This window comes from Candidatus Tisiphia endosymbiont of Mystacides longicornis, assembly GCF_964031095.1.
Lineage (GTDB): Bacteria > Pseudomonadota > Alphaproteobacteria > Rickettsiales > Rickettsiaceae > Tisiphia.
On the sequence record NZ_OZ035004.1, the window covers coordinates 541,424 to 560,856 of the forward strand.

Consider the following 19,433-nt stretch of genomic DNA (forward strand, 5'->3'; position numbering starts at 1 on the left):
TACTAAAGTAGCTTCTCGCAATGACGCCAAGCTATTTTCTATATGACTTTTAAATGCCATGCATAAGGAGGTGAGTTACCACTATAAATCTATATGCTGTTTTTCATAGCTTTCATGTCGCTCTTGCGATTCAATACACAAAGTTGCAACGGGTCTTGCTTCTAAACGTTTTAAACCAATTGGTTCTCCAGTTTCTTCGCAATAGCCATATTCATTTTTTTCTATCCTTACCAAAGCCTCTTCTATTTTATCAATAAGCTTACGATACCTGTCTCTTGTTCGTAACTCTAGCGCCGTATCCGTTTCAATTGATGCCCGATCATTAAAATCTGGTTCATTCCAATTTTCTTCCTTGAGATGGTTTAAGGTTTCCCGCGATTCTTCCAACAAAGAACGTTTCCACTCAAGAAGTTTTTGTCTAAAATATTCTAACTGTTTAGGGTTCATATATTCTTCGTCGTTAGAAGGCTTATATCCTTCCAGTAAGGTAATTCTAGACATATAGGTTTCTCAATATTAAAAGTATGGATAATATAACGTATAACTAAAAATTATGGCAAGAAGATTATAATATTTTGCTATCAGATTTTGATATTGGGTGGGCATTATTATAAATATTCTCCAAATGTTTTAGACTAACCTTAGTATAACGCTGGGTAGTTGATAAGCTTTTATGCCCAAGTAATTCCTGAATAGACCTTAATTCTGCTCCATTTTCAAGTAAGTGTGTCGCAAAACTATGCCTAAAGGAATGAGCTGATAAATGTTCCGGTAAGCCATAGAAGCGACGTAATCGTATTAATTCACGATTAAACACTGGAGCTTGTAATTTTTTACCCAACTTACCTAGAAATATTGGATCTTTTTCACCGATACTATAAGGTAATTTATTTAAATATTGTTCTATAAAATCTTTAGCTATTGGCGTCCATGGTATTATCCTCTCCTTTTTACCCTTTCCTGTTATTTTTATAAACTCTAAGTCTTGTAGATGAGATTTAGTTATCGATAATGCCTCAGATATTCTAAGCCCAGCAGCATAAATAAGCACCAATAGGGCTTTATTTCTCCATTCTACCCATTCTAAATCAGTAAAATTATCAATATGTTCAATAGATAATTGAGCGTCATCCTGCGATAAAGATTTAGGTAATATTTTAGCTTTCTTAGGACTTTTGATGGAAAAAATGGCATGGCAAGTAATATTAGTGGTCTTTTCTAGATATTTATAAAAATTCTTGATCGCCGACAAGCCTCTAGAATTAGAAGCTGCTAGGTAATTATCTTGCTGCCTTTTAGAAAGCCAGCTCCGTACTAGCCTTATATCAACTTGCCTTAGAGAATTAATGGTTATGATTTCCGAGTTATAATGATTTAGGAAATTTAGAAAATTTTCTAAATCATTTTTATAAGAAATTATCGTATGTTCCGAACAATTTCTTTGTAATTTCAGATATTTTTGCCATTTATCTATCAACTCTAATATTTCTTGTTGTTTTTTTTGAATCATCGATTATTTACCTATACAAAAATTACTAAATATTTCTCCTAACACTTCTTCAACGCTAATCTTACCAGTAACATTACTCAAACTTCTAATAGCCATTCTAACATCTTCTGTAGCTAACACTAAGTCATTTTCACCATTAAAATTCTCATTATTGAATTTTTTTAAATATTCTAAGGCTTTTTCTATAAATGCTCGTTGACGTTGTCTAGTAATATGCGGGGTTTCGGTTAAACCAGCTATATTATGAGCAATATTTTCAATTTCCTTTAACAGACTATCCATCCCAATATTATCTTTTATAGAAATCTTTAAATAATTTTTCTTTAATGTATCTTTACATATATCTATTTGACACTTATCATCTAGCAGATCAATTTTATTGATCAATATTATTGTATTGTCATCAATTAAATTATCCAATGAGGGTGAGTTGCTTAATTTTACCGCATCAAGCATAACTATTTTGATATCAGCCATTCTTGCTGATTCAATTGCTCGTTTGATGCCTTCTAATTCTATTAAATCATTACTATCCCTTATGCCAGCTGTATCTTGTAATATAATTGGATATCCTCCAATATCTAGATGTCCCTCAATTATGTCACGAGTTGTTCCCTCAATATTTGAAACAATGGCAACATCTCTTTGCATCAAAAAATTAAGTAAGCTAGATTTACCAACATTAGGAGCTCCTAAAATGGTTAATTTAATGCCTGTTCGAAGTAATTCCCCCCGTCTATTATCGTCAAGATGTTTTATTATAGCATATTTAAGTTCACCACTAAGAGTCATAACCCTATTTAATATTTCTTGCGGAATATCTTCATCGGGGAAATCAATATAAGCTTCTAGTAAACCAATAATAGTCAGTAAAGTTTGTCTCCACCCATTATAAAGTGTTTCGAGTTCTCCTCCAACTTGCTTAACCGCCTGCCTATGTTGCCAAACAGTTTCAGCTTCAATTAAATCGGCAATACCTTCTGCCGCAGTTAAATCAAATTTACCATTTAAAAAAGCCCTACGGGTAAATTCCCCAGGCTCTGCCATTCTTAAACCTTCGATGGTTAACAATGTTTCAGTTAGCATAGCAGCAATTGCTATACTGCCATGAGTATATATTTCTACTACATCTTCTCCAGTAAAGCTAGCTGGAGCTTGGAAGTATGCTACAACTGCTTCATCAATTAATTCTTGATTCTTAGGGTTGATAAGTTTTTTACAGTACATGACTCTAGGAATAAACGTGGCATTATCATTTTTAATTAGGTGTTTTAATGCAACCAAGCTGTTAGATCCAGAAATACGAAAGACTGCAACACCAGCTTTTCCTGGTTTAGAGCTTTGAGCAAAAATAGTTTCCATGATGGTGCGAGCCTCTTGCTAAGTAATTTATTTTAATTATAATACATTAAATAGCTTAGTCTGGGATAAGAATTATGCTAATCTAAATAAGTTTTTGAGAATACAGGTGTTATTGTGAAGAGAACGAGGCGATCTATAAATTGTCATTCCAGTGTAGGAAGTTATCCCTGCGTAAGCAGGGGTCTAGATTCCCGCTTACGCGGGAATGACAAGGTAAAAACGTCATTGCGAGGAGACCGTAGGTCGACGAAGCAATCCAGAAAAGCGATAGAGATGGATTGCCACGCCACCTACGGTGGCTCGCTAATAGACGACTTTTCTACTTTATTTTCTTAAACTAACGCCTATGCGACCACACAGTGGTCTCGCTAATAGGCGGAGTAATATTAATGGGGTTAGCTATATAATGCTTAATCTTTGAAACAATAATAAAGTTTGGTAACAATATGACAATAGAAAAAGTTACAATAAATAAGGCTGCAGAGAGAGTGTCTTTATCTTTAAGTAGACTTACTTGTCAAGTGCCTAATTATAAATCAGAAATTTTATCATTAAGTAAGGTAAAAAATGGAGAGCCACTTTTTAATAAATTTATACAAAAATTTTTAGTTTATATTCCTGTAGATTATAGGTTTAGAGATAGACAAGAATTATTTGGCGAGTTTGCTTATAGTGCTTTTCAGTTCTTTAAAGAAAAGCAACCTAGTAAAAGGAAATTGCAGATTGTCAGTACGGTAATTGAAAATAATCCTGCTATTAATATTTTGTTATTGAACGAAAATAAATCATTCATAGTTGATTCGATTATTTGTTTGTTAACAACTCTCAACTTGAAAGCTAAATTTTTACTTCATCCTGTTATAGCTTGCGTAAGAAACAATGATGGTCATTTACAAGAAATATTGGATGTAAAGCAAGATAGTGACGAATCTTTAGTACATATAACTATTTTAGGGAATTTTGATCAGAGCGATATCAATTCTTTAGAAAATTCTCTGAATAAAACTTTAGATCAGGTCGATACTACTCATAATGTGTGGTCTAAATTATTGAACAGAGTAACAACGATTTCAAATGAGATTCAAAATAATCAACAATTACACAATAACTATTTAGATTATAATGAGTCTATAGATTTCTTAAATTGGCTAAAAGATGATAATTTTACTTTTTTAGGTATGATTAACTTTGATCTAATTTCCAAAGATTTTTCCTCAGAGGAAGGTGTCCAGAAAATATGGCAAGGACAAGATACTAAAAATGAAGTTATTGATATTATTGAACGCTCAGCAAGCCCATTACATAACAATAAATTAGTCATTTTAGGTAAAATTAATACCCTATCAAGTGTACATAGAAATAACTTAGTAGATTATATTTTAATCAAGAAGATCGATCAGGATAAAAAGTATCTTTCAGGTAGCATAATTTTTGGTTTATATAGTTCTGCAATATATTACCAGCTAATTACTGATATTCCTATATTAAGACAAAAGCTACAATTCGTTCTAGATAAATCTGCCTTTCCGACTGATGGATATAATACCAAAAAGCTTAAAAGTATAGTTCAATCTCTACCGAAAGAAGCTTTGATACAGATTGATGAAGGTGATCTATACTGTATGTGCTTACATGTACTTTCAGGTATGATGAGTAGAAAACTCAAATTATTTATTCAACAAGATTGGTCTGGTTCTTTTATTAATATCATAATATTCTTATCAAGAGATCGTTTAACACCAGAAGTACATAGTGCCATAAATTGTTATTTATCCGATACACTTAAGGGGGTAATATTATCAGATTATATGGCAGAAGTAGCAGAAAATTTTTCATATTTATTTGTTACGTTAGAGGTGCAGAATAAAAATAGCCTTAATTTTGAAGTTGAAATAATAGAGCAAGAATTAGATAAACTTTCCACTCGTTGGAGTGAAGATTTTTATCATAAATTATGTAAAAATTTTGGTGAATATCAGGGAGGAGTAAATTTTAAACTTTTTGATCCAATTTTTCCTATTGATTATAGAGAGAAATTTAATGGGCAAACAACTTTAATAGATATTGAGTATCTAAAAGAGGCAAGTATTTATCACAAGCCTATATTTAATTTAATTACTATAAATAATAGTGAATTCCGGCTAAAAATTTACAGTCCTGCTCCCAAATTAGCTCTTTCCGACCTACTACCATCTATAGAAAATTTGGGATTCAAGGCTATAGATGAACAAAGCTTTGCTATAAAAGGAACAGAAGATATTAGACTTCCTGCAAAAGTCGCTTATGCTGAGGGATTTGAAGGAGACTTGGCACGCAGAACCGCAGCGTACTTAAAGGTACGTGAGGATTCGAGTACCGACTCGACGTACAAATCACCAGCAGAAGTAGAGTTTTGCGGGAAGTCTATTAAAGAGAGTTGGATATATGAGTTCACTCTCGAACCATTAATAACTATTGAAGGCAATATTGATTTGCTTAAAGCCAATGTAGAAGAGGCTTTAGATAAAATATCTCTCGGACTTTTAGATAATGATTCTTTAAGTAAATTAATAGTGTTATCAGGATTTAATTGGTGGCAAGTTAAGTTAGTCAAAGCATTAACTAGATATTTACATCAAACAGGCTTTATCTATGGTAAGGGTTATGTTCAACTGACCTTAATAAAGCATTTTCTATATACTAAAATGCTAGTTGATTTGTTTGATGCTAAATTTAATCCGGCAAACTTTTCAGATGAACGTACAAAAACTATAAAAGACAGTATCCTTAGCTATCTTAATAAAATCACTAGTAGCAGTGAGGATAAGGTTTTAAGGCATATGTTTGGTACTATTGAAGCTATTGTTAGAACTAATTGCTATCAATCTAGTTCTATAGTCAATTCAGGAGAATTTGGGGCTAGGAGCGATGGAGCGACGCCTATAAGTAATAGGCGAGCATTGAGCGACAACCTCCCCAACTTCTCATCAATTGACTATAATTTACAGAATGGAGATAACAAACATAATATAGTCTGTAAAAATTATTTTTCTTTTAAATTTGATTCAAAAAAAGTTCCTAATTTACCTTTGCCAGTGCCATTTGCTGAAATATTTGTTTATGCTAATGATTTTGAAGCTATTCATTTACGAGGTGGCAAAGTATCTCGTGGTGGTATTAGATGGTCTGATAGAGGAGAGGATTATAGAATAGAAGTATTAGGGCTAATGAAAGCACAAAGTACCAAAAATTCGGTCATTGTGCCTTTTGACGGCTCAAAAGGTGGGTTTTTCGTTAATTTCACTGATGATAATATGACTCGTCAAGAATATATGGCAAGAGTTATAGAATGTTATAAGAATTTTCTCCGTGGTTTACTTGATATCACTGATAATATAGTTAATGGCAAAATTGTCCAACCACAAAACACTATTATCTATGATCAGGAAGATCCATATTTAGTAGTTGCAGCAGATAAAGGTACAGCAACGTTCTCAGATCATGCGAATAGTATATCTGCTGAATATAATTTTTGGTTAGGTGATGCTTTTGCTTCCGGGGGATCAGCCGGTTATGACCATAAGAAAATGGCTATCACTTCAAAAGGAGCGTGGATTTCTGTAGCAAGTCATTTCTATGCTATGGGTCTTGATATACAAAAGGATCCTATTACTGTTGTTGGTATTGGTGATATGTCTGGAGACGTCTTTGGTAATGCTATGCTTAGGTCTAATGCAATAAAACTTGTTGCGGCATTTAATCATAAACATATATTTATTGATCCACAACCCGATCCGATTATTAGTTTTAATGAACGTATGAGATTGTTTGAGTTACCTACATCAAATTGGTCTGACTATAATCAACAGTTAATTTCAAAAGGTGGCGGGGTTTTTGAACGAAGTAGTAAATCTATTTTGTTATCGGCAGAAGCTAAATCATTGCTAAAGATAGATGTTGACCAACTAACCCCAGAACAGCTGATTAGAGCTATTTTACAAGCAGAAGTTGATTTGATATGGAATGGTGGTATAGGAACCTATATAAAAGCTTCGACAGAAAGTCACCTAGATATAGGTGATAAGGCAAATGATAATCTGAGAGTCAATGGTAAAGATATTAGAGCTAAAGTAATAGGGGAAGGTGGAAATATTGGCGTATCGCAACAAGGTAGAATAGAATATAGCAAGCTCGGTGGACAGATAAATACTGATTTTATTGATAATTCAGCTGGTGTTGATTGTTCAGATCATGAAGTAAATATAAAAATCGCTCTTAATCAAGCTATGGTTTCTAAAAAAATCAGTTTAGAAGAACGTAATAAACTACTGTTTGCTATGACCAAACAAGTTGAAGAGTTGGTATTAGTTGATAATTATAAGCAGAATCAAGCGATTAATATCATGCAATTATCTCGTATTTCGACTATCGAAATATTTAGCCAATTTATTGATACTTTAGAAGAAGAAAAATTAATTGATCGAACTGTTGAGTTCCTACCAACTAGGGAAGAGTTAAATAGAAGGACTCTTAATAATGAAAGTATAACTCGTCCTGAGCTTTGTGTATTACTTTCTTATAGTAAACGCTCAGTCTATCATGATTTAATAACAGCAACATTCTCAAAAGATAAATATTTTGAGTCTTATCTGATTAATTACTTTCCAGCATTAATGCAAGAGAAATTTCGTGAAGAAATTTTATCTCATCCACTTAAGCATGAAATTATTCGAACCGTTGTAACAAATAAAATTATTAATCAGTTAGGTGGTCCATCACTTAATCTTATAAAACGTGACACTGGTGCTGCTCTTTGTGATATAGTTCGTTCATATACCATTATTTGTGAAATTTTTGATTTAGATAATTTATGGACTATAGTGGAATCTCTAAATGCTATAGAATATAAAGTTAAAATTGACATGTTTACTGAACTTGCTAAAATTATGCGTAGAGGTATCTCCTGGTTTTTAAAGCATATAAAACATCCTATCAATATTAGCGATACCATTGATGAATTTTATCAACCATCTAGAATGCTTAGCAAAGTGGTGAGTAAATTTCTCTTAGGAGAAGCTAAAAATAAATTCGATGATAAAGTTAAGCAATATGTTTTGTTGGGAGTGAAAGACGAGATAGCTCAAAGGGTCGCAACTCTCGATAGCTTAGTGTCAGTTTTTGACATAATCTATATTGCCAAAAGAACCCAGGCTACAAATAATGATGTTGCTAGTTTATATTTTGCTACTGGTAGCAAATTTAGTATTGATTGGCTTCGTAAATCTTGTGATAAACAGCTAAATGATTCTTATTGGAATAGATTATCAACGCAATCATTAAAAGATGACTTGTATGATAAACAAAGACAATTATTAACTAAAATAATTAACAAATCCAAAGTAAATATTGATTTAGATTTATGGATTGATAATAATATAGATTCTGCGTCTATTTTCCTAGATTTTGTCAAAGCAATTAGATTGCAGGAAAATATTGACTTAAATATTTTAATTTTAGCAAATAAGAAGTTTGAAACCTTCTTGCGTAAACTTGAGTAGCGTGTTATGTCGTCATCCCTAAAACAAGCAAGAATAGAGTCTGGCAAAACTCTTGAAGAGATATCTGATTATTTGAAAATTAGAAAGCAATATTTAGAAGCTCTTGAAGAAGGAGACCTAAGTTCAATGCCAGCGGAAGTTTATGTGAAAGGTTATCTTAAGTTATATTCAAATTATTTAGGGATAGTTTTGGATACAGGTGAGGAAGATGAGCAGGAACTCCCTAAAGATATTGATTTCAAAAATAGGGCTGGTTCAATGGTATCTGATTATAAATGGAAAAAACAGCTCATTATAATTTCTATTTTAACATTAATAATAATTCCAATAATTTTTCACTTAATATTACCATATGAATGACAATAAATACTGATTTGTTACTTAAATTAATGCAAGAAGTGGATCAAGGGATTGAAGGTCTTTTGTCGGATATTGCGGAACAGCATCAAGAAATTAATAGACTGAAAGATGAAAATAAATATCTCAAGGATAATTATACAAAAATACTTGAGCAAATAGCTGTATATATTGCTGAATTGGAAGAAATAAAACATAAAAACACATAATATAGATGTCTATAGTAACAATAATACTAGGTAGCAAAACTTTCCAACTGGCATGTAGTGACGGATCGGAAGAAGAATTGTGCAATCTTGCAGCCAAGTTAAATGAAAATATTACCCAGATAAAAAAAGCTAGCCCATCAGCATCATTTGAACTATTATTAGTTATGTCTGCCTTAAGTTTACAGGAACAAGTACAAAATTTGACTAATAAAATTGCTAAAATCGATGGCGATAAAATACCTTGTGAAGAAGAAAAATTTGCAGAAACATTAAGTACTATAGCAGGATATTTAGAAGAACTTGCACGAAAGATTGGAAAGTGATATTATCGTAAAATACTTGGAATATTTACTTAAAAAACACTTTTTAAAACAGAAGAGTGTAATAGACGAGCTACTTGGTTCGTGAGCTTAACGTATTGCCCTGGGACTATAATTTTTACTATTAGGAAACATTCCTGTCTGAGTCTATTATGCAGATATATGGATTCCATTTATATATACTAGGTTCTTTGAGGATCTTAGGCAACGACCAAAGTGGTTCATTTTTTTAGGCAATTTTTGTGTTATACTACATCAACAGGATTCTTACTAATAATAGAGTGCGGTCTGCTCTATTAATGTTGGTAGGCTGCGTTACTACTTTATTACTAGTAACTTATAATCCAGACGATCCTTCCTTTAATTCTGTGACAGCCAAATATCCAAGTAATTTATTAGGTTATTTTGGTTGTTATTTGGCAGATATTTTTTACCAATTTTTTGGTATAGCGTCGTTTATTTTACCCATTTGTTGTTTTTTTTGGTCTTTGAGCGTGTGGCGTTTAGAGAAAAAATGGGTTACCATCAGGATAATGGTGATGCTGCTTTCAATTATATCATTATCGATAGTCTGCACTAAGATAAAAATTGATTATTTACCGGCTGGTGCCGGCGGAACAGTCGGTACTATTATTTACCCACTAGTCAAACAATTAGATGCTAGAGCCGATTATGCTTTAATTATTGTCACGTTTATTTTATTATTTTTACTGGCAGAAATAAAATTTTCAGCTTTTTGGAATGCTATAATTAAATTACTCAAACTAATACCTTATAAAAAAATTATATCCTTACCTACAACATCAACAAATAGCAACTCAACTAAACCAGTTTTGATAAAAAGGGCTCCTTTTGTTAATCAAGAAGAAGCTTCATATGCTGACAAAATGGATTTAGGAAAAAATAATGATCCACAATCTCATTATTTAAAGAAACAATCTGCATCAAGAAAAGAAAATGACCAATTACCAGACTTACCACCTATCGAATTATTAAAACAAGCTGATAGCCAAAATATAAAAGTGGAAACTTTATCAGAATTACAACATAATGCCCAAATATTGTTGACTGTTCTTAATGATTTTGGTGTTAAAGGTCAGGTCATTAATATTAATCAAGGTCCGGTTGTAACCTTATATGAATTTGAACCAGCTGCCGGTACTAAATCTTCTAGGATTATAGGTTTATCAGACGATATTGCCAGATCATTATCTGCAATATCAACTAGAATAGCTGTAATACCGGGTAGAAACGTCTTAGGTATTGAATTACCAAATAAACAACGAGCTTTCTTTTGTCTAAGAGAATTAATTGAAACCCCAGAATATCAAGATAATAGCATTATGCTACCATTGATTTTAGGTAAGGATTTAGCTGGCAAGCCTTTTGTTGCAGACTTAGCAAAAATGCCCCATTTATTAGTTGCAGGTACGACTGGTTCAGGTAAATCAGTGGCAATTAATGCGATGATAATTTCCCTACTTTACCGTTATACCCCAGAAGAATGTCGGTTAATAATGATCGATCCTAAAATGCTTGAATTATCAACCTATGATGGCATACCACATCTTCTAACCCCAGTGGTTACCGAACCAAACAAAGCGGTAGTAGCCCTTAAATGGGCAGTAAAAGAGATGGAAAATCGTTATAGAGCAATGTCAAATATTGGGGTAAGAAATATAGCTGGTTATAATGCTAAAATTTTGGAAGCTGCGTCAAGCGGTAAAATATTAGAGCGTTCTATCCAAACAGGATTTGATTCAGAAACCGGCAAGCCTATTTATGAAACAATTGAAATGAATATGGAGAAATTACCGTTCATTGTAGTAATTGTTGATGAAATGGCTGATTTAATGCTGGTAGCTGGCAAGGATATCGAATTATCGATACAACGTCTTGCTCAAATGGCAAGAGCTGCAGGTATTCATATTATCATGGCAACTCAAAGACCTTCTGTTGATGTTATTACTGGGGTAATTAAAGCTAATTTTCCAAGTCGTATCAGTTTTAAAGTAACTTCTAAGATTGATAGTAGAACTATTCTTGGTGAACAAGGCTCTGAACAGTTACTAGGTATGGGAGACATGCTTTATATGGGTAATTCGTCAAAGATTACCAGGGTTCATGGTCCATTTGTTGATGATAAAGAGGTAGAGAAAGTAACCGAATATTTAAGAGCAACAGGAACTCCTGAGTATCTTTCAGCAGTGACCCAACAACTAGATGATGATGAAGTAAATGTCGAAAGTTCTGGAGATGATTCAACTAGTGACGAGACTCTATATAAAAGAGCGGTACAAATAGTACAATTAGAACGAAAAGTATCAATTAGCTATATACAAAGATGTTTACGAATTGGTTATAATCGAGCTGCTACTCTTGTGGAGAAAATGGAACAAAATGGGGTAATATCCCCTCCTAACCACACTGGTAAAAGAGAAATATTATTGCCAGAGAATTAAAGTTATTACTTCCTAATTGTGAACCTTAGGGTGTGTCGTCACGAGATTTGAGCCACATTAGTAAAGCCCTTAAACAAAGACCCGCCATGTATGATTTTGTATTTTTAGCATATCTTGTTGCTATACCACGCCATTCTTTAAATTTTTGAAATGTATTTTCAATAATGTGCCTTAGCTTATATAGATATTTATCTATCTCTCTTTGAATCTTCCTGTTTCTTTTTGATGGTATTACAGGAATTATGTTTGCATTCACAGCCGATTCTATTATGGCGTTTGTATCGTAAGCTTTATCAGCCATAAGATGTTGTGCCTCCATATTCTGGATTAACTCACAAGCTTGAGTACAATCATTTCTGGAACCTTCTGTAACAATAATTCTGACCGGCATACCATACGCATCCACGGCCATATGTACCTTTGTATTGAGCACCCTTTTGTGCGACTAACCGTTTGATTCCCGCCTACGCATAAGCATCAGTTTAAGAAAACAATAATTGAGAAACCGTCATTGCGAGGAGACCGTAAAGATCGGCTAAGCAACCCAGAAAAGTGATTAAAAAGAATTGCCACCCCACCTACGGTGGCTCGCTAATAGACGACTTTTCTACTTTATTTTCTTAAACTGACGCTTATACGGTTCCACAGCATACTCCAATGCAAATAAGGATTCGAGTACCGAATCATTGTCCAAATTACCAGCAGAAGTAGAGTTTTGCAAGAGGTATATTTTAGTCTCTCGATTTGCTTTTTAGATAAGCCTGTTAATTCAATGATCTCATTAATAGTATTATGTTTAAGTAGCATAGTTTTTGCTATAACTTTCATTGCTTCAACTCTACCCTCGGCTCTACCTTTGGCTTCGCCTCTAGCCTCTCCGATTTTGATACCATCTTGTAGTCCGATTTGAATCCCTTCTTCTTTCCATACTTGAGCTATACTAGGCATAAGTTCTTCTCCTTTTTCTTTAGTTAAACTATTTTTTAATATTTTTTCTAACTCTATTTTATCATTTTGCTCAATAAAGGTCAAAGTATAGCTCAATAGATTTCTTATATGGTCATGACCTATTGTTATTTTACTCAATTTAGGCAAGAGATAAGAAATTTCCTGCCATCTTTTCAGTAATTGACGTTCGTGGATGTGTTTGAGGAAAAATAACAAAATCCCAGACCATACTTTTTTCTTGAGTTCTTCATCGGGAATGTCATGTACGTTAATAAGCTGACAATCATTTGTCCAAAAGCCTCTGGCTAAATCTGGATGGCTAAATAAATTCCATATATTAAGAGGTGCGTTATATTTCTTCTTACCATTATAAATTATTAGAGGATAAATTAATGGAAGACGTTTAGCTTTAGGATTAGTAGTTAAATATCGATCACAAATATTAATCATATATTTAAATAACCTAAACGCCATCATTTTATCAACAGTACTTTGATGTTCCAATAGCAAAAAAATATAGCCATCCTGATCATTAAACTTAACAGAAAATAATACATCAGAAATAGTTTCAGAAAGGTCTGGCTCAATAAAACTATCTTTTTCTAATTTTAAAGATGTGCTATCGATTAAAGCCAACACATCCTTCGGCAAATGAGTTGCCAAAAACTCTTTAGCAACTATGGGATTCTCCATAGATTTGCGAAAAATTTCGTCATGTTTTGGCTTGTCTGAAGTCATAATAAAATTTGCTTATATATTCACCTTATCCACATCTATTAGCAAAACCACGTAGTGGTCGTGGCACCAAAAAAAAATGATTATAATTGCTTTCCTTATTTTGCTCGAACTCCACTATTTTTTCTTTTACTCTGCTCTGTCAATATTGCTTGACCAGGCTTAGGTACTGATACTGGTGGAGCAATTTCTATTTTTTTTACAGTGGCTTTAGTTAAATCTGCATTTTTTAACAAAGGATTTGCTTTAACCTCTTCTTTTATATCACCAACAACTTTTATCTTATCTAAATTCATTGTTTTTTCTGGATACTTTTTGTTATATTCCTGAATTGCTGGCAGAAGTGTAATTAAAGTACTGCCATCAATGGTAGCCCCTTCAAAGTCTATATGTTCTTTAAAAATAGCTTTCTTAAAAGAACATTCTTTAAATACCGCACCTTTAATCGAACATTTGCCTAATGTTACCTTATTAAAGTTAAATCCTTCAACTTTGAAATTATCTAAGTTCATATCAACGGTCTCAAAAGACAATCCTCTTAAATCTTTATTACTTAAGGAATAATCCAGTATCGGTGAATATTCACTAGATAGACGAGCTTCTTGACTATACTGATAAGCCCGCTCCTGAAAAATTTTAGACAAATCTCTTTTGTCATTTGGTTTAAGATTAGGCAAAATATCTGTAATCATCTTGCTCATTTCTTCACCAATTACTTTTCCACGTGTTGAATTAGACACAAAATGCTTTTGAAAATTATGCTTCAAAATATTAGCTACAGCTCCTACAGCTAAAGTTAGAACCTTTTTATCAAATAATAAGCCCATCAATGGACGAACCATTGCCCCATATTCTTTTTTACTATATGCAGTAGTTATTGCTCCTAGCTCTTTAGAATGATCCCCTAATACCTTAACAACTGCTTCACCTTTCAATTTTAGTTTTTTACCCATCTTGGTTTCATTAAGAAATTTCTCAACCACAGGACCGAGATCTTTAGCATGTTTTATTAAAAGATCGGGGATTTTCTTCTGTAAAACCTCTCTGACATTAGGATTATCTTTATTAAATTTAATAAGAGAATCGACTAATTTACTAACCTTTTCTGATTGTTCAGATTTAGGTGCACTCATAATATCTTTAGTTTGCTCAATGATTAGCCCTACAGCATCTTTGTCTTTTAAACAACTTTCAGCAAGTTCTGTTACTATCGGCAAGACATCAACAATAAACGGAATAGTTGCGGCTGTTGCATCATGTACAAATTTAGGGTTCAAACCATAAAATCGTAAATTTTGCTGAACTTCTGGTTTATCCAAAAACCCTAGAATATTTCCTTTATTTTTAACAAAATATTGCGGTAGAGTATGTTTTAAGTCATAAGATAGACTTTGAACAACCTTATCAACATTATCCACAATAGACGATACCATAGCTTTTTGTGTTAGTATTATTTCTTCTTTTCTGTCAGAAGATAATTTTTCATCACCAGTCAACAACTCTAAAGCAAGGTCTTGATGCTTCATATACGACTCATAGATTCCAACCACTTTAGGAGTATGATCTAATATTGTGCTACTTGCATTAATTGCCAGTGATATAGTATCGTCCAAAAACTCTTTTGACACGAATCTAGTAAATTTATCGTCTAAAATGTACTCAGCAATTTGGGTAATTTCTTTTTGATTAACTGGACTGCGTAAAAATTCAACTAAGTCTTTCTTGACCACTGCTACCACTTGAGGACTAACAAATATTTCCAAAGCATTTTTTATGATATTACGTCCTGATTTCTTATCAGGAATTATAAGATCCTTACAAATTTCTTGTACTTTTTTGTTTGATTCTCCTTCTAACACCCCACTTACTAAATTTACTGATAACGGCACTATTCTTCTAATAAAATCTTTATCTACTTCATCAAGTATATTAGTACCAACTTTCTTCTTGCCAACAACAGGATTTAATACAGCTTTTAAAACTGGCAATACAGAATATTTGGCTATAATATCTTTCAAAAGATTAGATTGTTCTTCAGTCAAACTAGTAACATATCTATCAAGTACTGTACCAGCACCCTTGATCAAATGAGATGCATACTCCACTTGTTCTGTTCGTAATTTTTGTCTTTCTTCAACTAGCAACTCATCACTTGATAATTTTGATCTCACTTCTTGAAATTTAAGGAAATTTTCATATATATCATTTACATCAGGCATCTTACTAACAATTGGAGGTAATACATTAATAGCATCAAGAAAAAATGCTCCAGCCTCTTCTAACAGACCTACAGCAATATTCGGTGAATTATCTTTTTTCCGTTGCAATTCTACCTGCTCAAGTATTATTTGCTGTTCTTGAAGCTTCTGCGGGGTGATTTCTTGACCATTTTGAATAAATTTGCCTTGTAAATCACGCAAATCGCTACCGATAATATTAGTATCAACATCGATTATTGCTTTAGCCATGTTAGCCTCAGCTAATTTTGCTGCCCGTAACTTAACTCCTTCTAACCTAACCTTTTCGGCTTGAACTTTTTCCAATATTGCTTTTTGTAGGTTTGATCTTGTGAGATCAGCATTGGTAAAATTTACCTCAGTAAAATCGGCTTGCTGAGCTTCCATACGTCTTATTATACTATTCGAAAAATCAGCCTTTTTGGCATGAACTTTTGTTAGTGTACTATAACTTAAATTAATTCCGTGGCCTTTGGCTCCTTCTAAAACAGCTTCGGTTAAATTAGCACATTTTATGTTAACATCTTCTAAAATCGCATTCCTAAAATTTGCATTTTGGGCATCCACCATGTTCATATTAGCTCGAATAAAATTCACCCCTTCAGCATTAATCTTTGTTAAAATAGCTTTTTCTAAATTCGCCTCATCCAATTTGACAAAACTATCTAACTCAGCTTCTGATAAATTTATACCTTTTCCTTCTATACCGTTTAGTATAGTATTTTGAAATTGTGCTTTATGTGCCTTAGCTTTACTCATTAAAGCATTCGATAAATCACTATCTATAACTTTACACTGCATTAAAATGGCCTGCTCTAATATTGCATGCTGCATTTGTACTTTTCGTAAATCTGCTGAGATTAAAGAAATACCCTCTAAATTTGCATGATTAAATGTTGAATTAGTAAATTTTGCACGATCCCAATTACCATTTTTTATATTCGCATAATCAAAATTAGAGTCGCTTATCAAAACTTCCTGACCATTAGAACCAGACATAAAAGCATGAACAAACTGACTCTTATCAGTGACCGTTGATTTACTTAGATTACTGTTAAAGAAATTGGCGTTATCTGCTTTAACTCCAACAAAATTAGCCGCTACCAGCTCCGCACCTTCAAAGCTTACTTCACTAACATCAGTACCATTAAACACACATCCGGATAAAACGGATCCTGAAAAAACAGCCCCTCGTAAATCCGCCCCTGAAAAATCTAAGCCAGATAAATCGACCCTATCATGCCATTCATTATTAGTAGAAGTATCAACTCTACTTGAACAATCTGCAATAATTCTTGCTCCTGCCTTTATCTGCGATTGCTCTAATTTGCTTTTAGCAAAATCATTTAAACTTAAATCTTTATCATCCTTTCTCGCCTCTAAATATTTCTCTATATCCTCTCGAGCTAGACGTACATATTGAGTTTCTTGATCCCGCTGTTCTTTAGTTGACCCTCGTACATAAGCTGGATCAAAAATACAGCTCTCACTGCCAAAAATATTTTGAAAAGTTTTATGCATTACATTATCTTTTCTAGGAAATATTTTTTGCTCAACCATTAGCTTCAACTCTTCTACCAATTTGTCATATTGCTGATTACCAGTTTCACCCTTTAGTACTATCTTTGCTTGTTGCATATAACTTAAATTTGCATATGCATCAGCTACTTCTTTTGTCTTACTATTTATAAGTTCCTTCTGCTCTTTTTGACGAACTAAATCACTTTTTATATCAGCATATTTTCTGCCTAAAGAAGAGGTCGTACTGTATTTTATTCCTTCAATATCACGCTCCTTCCCCATTTGAGAATATCCCTTATAATTATCAGAGAACTGACAATTAGCAAGATCAGCTCCTCTAAAATCTACATTTCTTAGAACGGTATTTTCGAAATAAGCCTGATTAAAATCAACATCGCAAAATACCGCATCCTCTAAATTACATCCTCTAAAAGTAGTATTTTTAAATATACAACCAGTAAAATCTCCTCCACTTAGATCGGTTATAGTACCAGATGCACCAAAAATCATATTAGACAAATCCGCTGCTACCACTACATTCTTATCAGGAAAATATATGTTCTTTAAATATTGGTTAAGACTCAAACTTCCCTTAGGGTCGTCTGCCAAAGCTGCATGCTGAGCTGCAATATATTGCCCTATATCCTCAATAGTAGGACGATATTTCTCAATTTTAACAGCAAGATCATCAAAAACAGATTTTTCTTTTACCATAACTTCTACTCCTAATTACTTTTGTGCTTATCATACTATAACTTAGAGATTTAATAACAAACGATCTGGATTCTCAATTAATTCCTTGATTTTCACAAGAAAAGTAACAGCTTCCTTACCATCAATAATACGATGATCATAAGATAAAGCTACATACATCATCGGACGTATTTCTATTTTGCCATTAATTGCTACTGGTCTTTCTTCGGTCTTATGAAGACCTAAAATACCTGATTGAGGAGGATTAATAATAGGGGTTGATAATAATGAGCCATAAACACCACCATTGGAAATAGTAAATGTTCCTCCTGATAAATCAGACATCGATAACTTTCCTTCTCTAGCCTTTTTACCCAGACCGGTAATTTCTTTCTCAATACCAGCAAAACTCAATTTGTCAGCCTGCCTGACTATTGGTACTACTAACCCCTGCTCTGTTCCTACTGCCACACCAATATCGTAATAATTCTTATACAGAATCTCATCCCCTTCTATTTCAGCATTTACCGAAGCTACTACTTTCAGAGCTTCAATAGTAGCTTTTACAAAGAATGACATGAACCCCAACTTAACACCATGCTTCTTCTCAAACTCTTCACGATACTGCATACGCAAATTAATAACTTTCAACATATCAATTTCATTAAAAGTTGTTAAAATAGCTGCGGTATTTTGCGATTGTTTCAAACGATCTGCAATAGTCTTACGAAGTCGCGACATTCTAACGCGTTCTACCGCCCCTGCATTTGCTAATGCAATATTGCTCACAATAGGTGATTCAGTTGCTTGTATAGATGAAGCTGTTGTTGGACTATTTATAAATCCTAATACATCTCCCTTAGTTACCCTACCCTCTCTACCAGTGCCTTTTATGTCATCTAATGACAGTTTATTTTCACTCACTAATCTTCGTACAGAAGGTGGGGAAGCAATGCTGTTTATATTTGTCGGCTGTTGCTGTACCTCTTTGCCTAACGTGCTAGGTAAAGCTACAGCAGAAAATGCTCCTTCGGTAATTTGTCCAACGCTATCACCGACAGATACCGTATCTCCCTCATTCTTAAATATTTTGCTTATTACCCCAGATGAAACTGCATTTACTTCCAACGTAACTTTTTCTGTTTCAAGCTCTAAAAGTAGCTCATCCACTTTAACCACATCTCCTTGTTTTTTATGCCACTTGGCAATAGTAGCCTCTGATACTGATTCTCCAAGGGATGGAACTGTAATTTCAATAGTCATATTATTTTATTCTCCAATGTATATTCTATATTATACTATATATTATCTTCCCCACTAATACAAAATAGCATAAATTTAGCATATTATAGTCAATTGATGAGAAATTGAGAACGGCGTCGCTCCATCGCATAGGCGTTAATTTAAGAAAATAAAGTAGAAAATTCGTCTATTAGCGAGCCACCGTAGGTGGCGTGGCAATCCATTTCTAATCACTTTTCTGGATTGCTTCGTCGACCTTAAGGTCTCCTCGCAATGACGGTTCTTCAATTATTGTTTTCT

The 19,433-nt window shown here is 33.3% G+C and carries 11 protein-coding genes and 3 pseudogenes; 7 read left to right on the forward strand and 7 right to left on the reverse strand.

Going from position 1 to position 19,433, the window contains the following annotated elements:
• Nucleotides 1-81: 81 nt before the first annotated feature.
• The 3 genes from dksA to mnmE all read right to left on the reverse strand — a co-directional run bounded on the left by dksA (nt 82) and on the right by mnmE (nt 2,872).
• Complete coding sequence (gene dksA / locus ACQH6S_RS02885) at nt 82-501, reverse strand: RNA polymerase-binding protein DksA (RefSeq protein ID WP_094649386.1); 420 nt, start codon at nt 499-501, stop codon at nt 82-84.
• A gap of 64 nt (nt 502-565) precedes the next feature.
• On the reverse strand, nt 566-1,510 hold the full coding sequence (locus ACQH6S_RS02890) for a tyrosine recombinase XerC (protein WP_094649387.1): 945 nt from the start codon (nt 1,508-1,510) through the stop codon (nt 566-568).
• A gap of 3 nt (nt 1,511-1,513) precedes the next feature.
• Complete coding sequence (gene mnmE, locus ACQH6S_RS02895) at nt 1,514-2,872, reverse strand: tRNA uridine-5-carboxymethylaminomethyl(34) synthesis GTPase MnmE (protein WP_094649388.1); 1,359 nt, start codon at nt 2,870-2,872, stop codon at nt 1,514-1,516.
• A gap of 446 nt (nt 2,873-3,318) precedes the next feature.
• Between mnmE and ACQH6S_RS02900 the strand changes: the two are divergent.
• The 7 genes and pseudogenes from ACQH6S_RS02900 to ACQH6S_RS02930 all read left to right on the forward strand — a co-directional run.
• Nucleotides 3,319-3,810, forward strand: a pseudogene (locus ACQH6S_RS02900) (hypothetical protein); the annotation flags it as partial.
• Between the two features lie 381 nt (nt 3,811-4,191).
• Nucleotides 4,192-5,742, forward strand: a pseudogene (locus ACQH6S_RS02905) (palindromic element RPE1 domain-containing protein); the annotation flags it as partial.
• A 147-nt stretch (nt 5,743-5,889) separates the two neighbouring features.
• Nucleotides 5,890-8,409: pseudogene (locus ACQH6S_RS02910) on the forward strand (NAD-glutamate dehydrogenase domain-containing protein); the annotation flags it as partial.
• Between the two features lie 6 nt (nt 8,410-8,415).
• Complete coding sequence (locus ACQH6S_RS02915) at nt 8,416-8,769, forward strand: helix-turn-helix domain-containing protein (RefSeq protein ID WP_094649412.1); 354 nt, start codon at nt 8,416-8,418, stop codon at nt 8,767-8,769.
• Complete coding sequence (locus tag ACQH6S_RS02920) at nt 8,766-8,975, forward strand: hypothetical protein (RefSeq protein WP_094649411.1); 210 nt, start codon at nt 8,766-8,768, stop codon at nt 8,973-8,975. Before ACQH6S_RS02915 ends, ACQH6S_RS02920 begins: the two co-directional genes overlap by 4 nt.
• A 5-nt stretch (nt 8,976-8,980) precedes the next feature.
• The gene (locus ACQH6S_RS02925; protein ID WP_094649410.1) at nt 8,981-9,298 is read left to right on the forward strand and encodes a cell division protein ZapA; all 318 of its coding nucleotides are present in this window, start codon (nt 8,981-8,983) and stop codon (nt 9,296-9,298) included.
• A 239-nt stretch (nt 9,299-9,537) separates the two neighbouring features.
• A complete protein-coding gene (locus ACQH6S_RS02930) occupies nt 9,538-11,757 on the forward strand; it encodes a DNA translocase FtsK (protein WP_425360047.1) in 2,220 nt (739 codons plus the stop codon).
• A 25-nt stretch (nt 11,758-11,782) separates the two neighbouring features.
• On the opposite strand, the gene ACQH6S_RS02935 is transcribed toward ACQH6S_RS02930, so the two are convergent.
• The 4 genes from ACQH6S_RS02935 to odhB form a co-directional block, all read right to left on the reverse strand.
• Entirely contained in the window at nt 11,783-12,148 is a 366-nt protein-coding gene (locus ACQH6S_RS02935; RefSeq protein ID WP_425360048.1) for a transposase, read from the reverse strand.
• A 221-nt stretch (nt 12,149-12,369) separates the two neighbouring features.
• Nucleotides 12,370-13,443: an Rpn family recombination-promoting nuclease/putative transposase gene (locus ACQH6S_RS02940; protein ID WP_425364670.1), complete on the reverse strand. Its 1,074-nt coding sequence runs from the start codon at nt 13,441-13,443 to the stop codon at nt 12,370-12,372.
• Between the two features lie 95 nt (nt 13,444-13,538).
• The gene (locus ACQH6S_RS02945) at nt 13,539-17,912 is read right to left on the reverse strand and encodes a pentapeptide repeat-containing protein (protein ID WP_425360050.1); all 4,374 of its coding nucleotides are present in this window, start codon (nt 17,910-17,912) and stop codon (nt 13,539-13,541) included.
• Nucleotides 17,913-17,954: 42 nt separating this feature from the next.
• Nucleotides 17,955-19,154 (reverse strand): 2-oxoglutarate dehydrogenase complex dihydrolipoyllysine-residue succinyltransferase, encoded by a 1,200-nt coding sequence (gene odhB, locus ACQH6S_RS02950; RefSeq protein WP_425360051.1) that lies wholly within the window; start codon nt 19,152-19,154, stop codon nt 17,955-17,957.
• Nucleotides 19,155-19,433 lie beyond the last annotated feature (279 nt).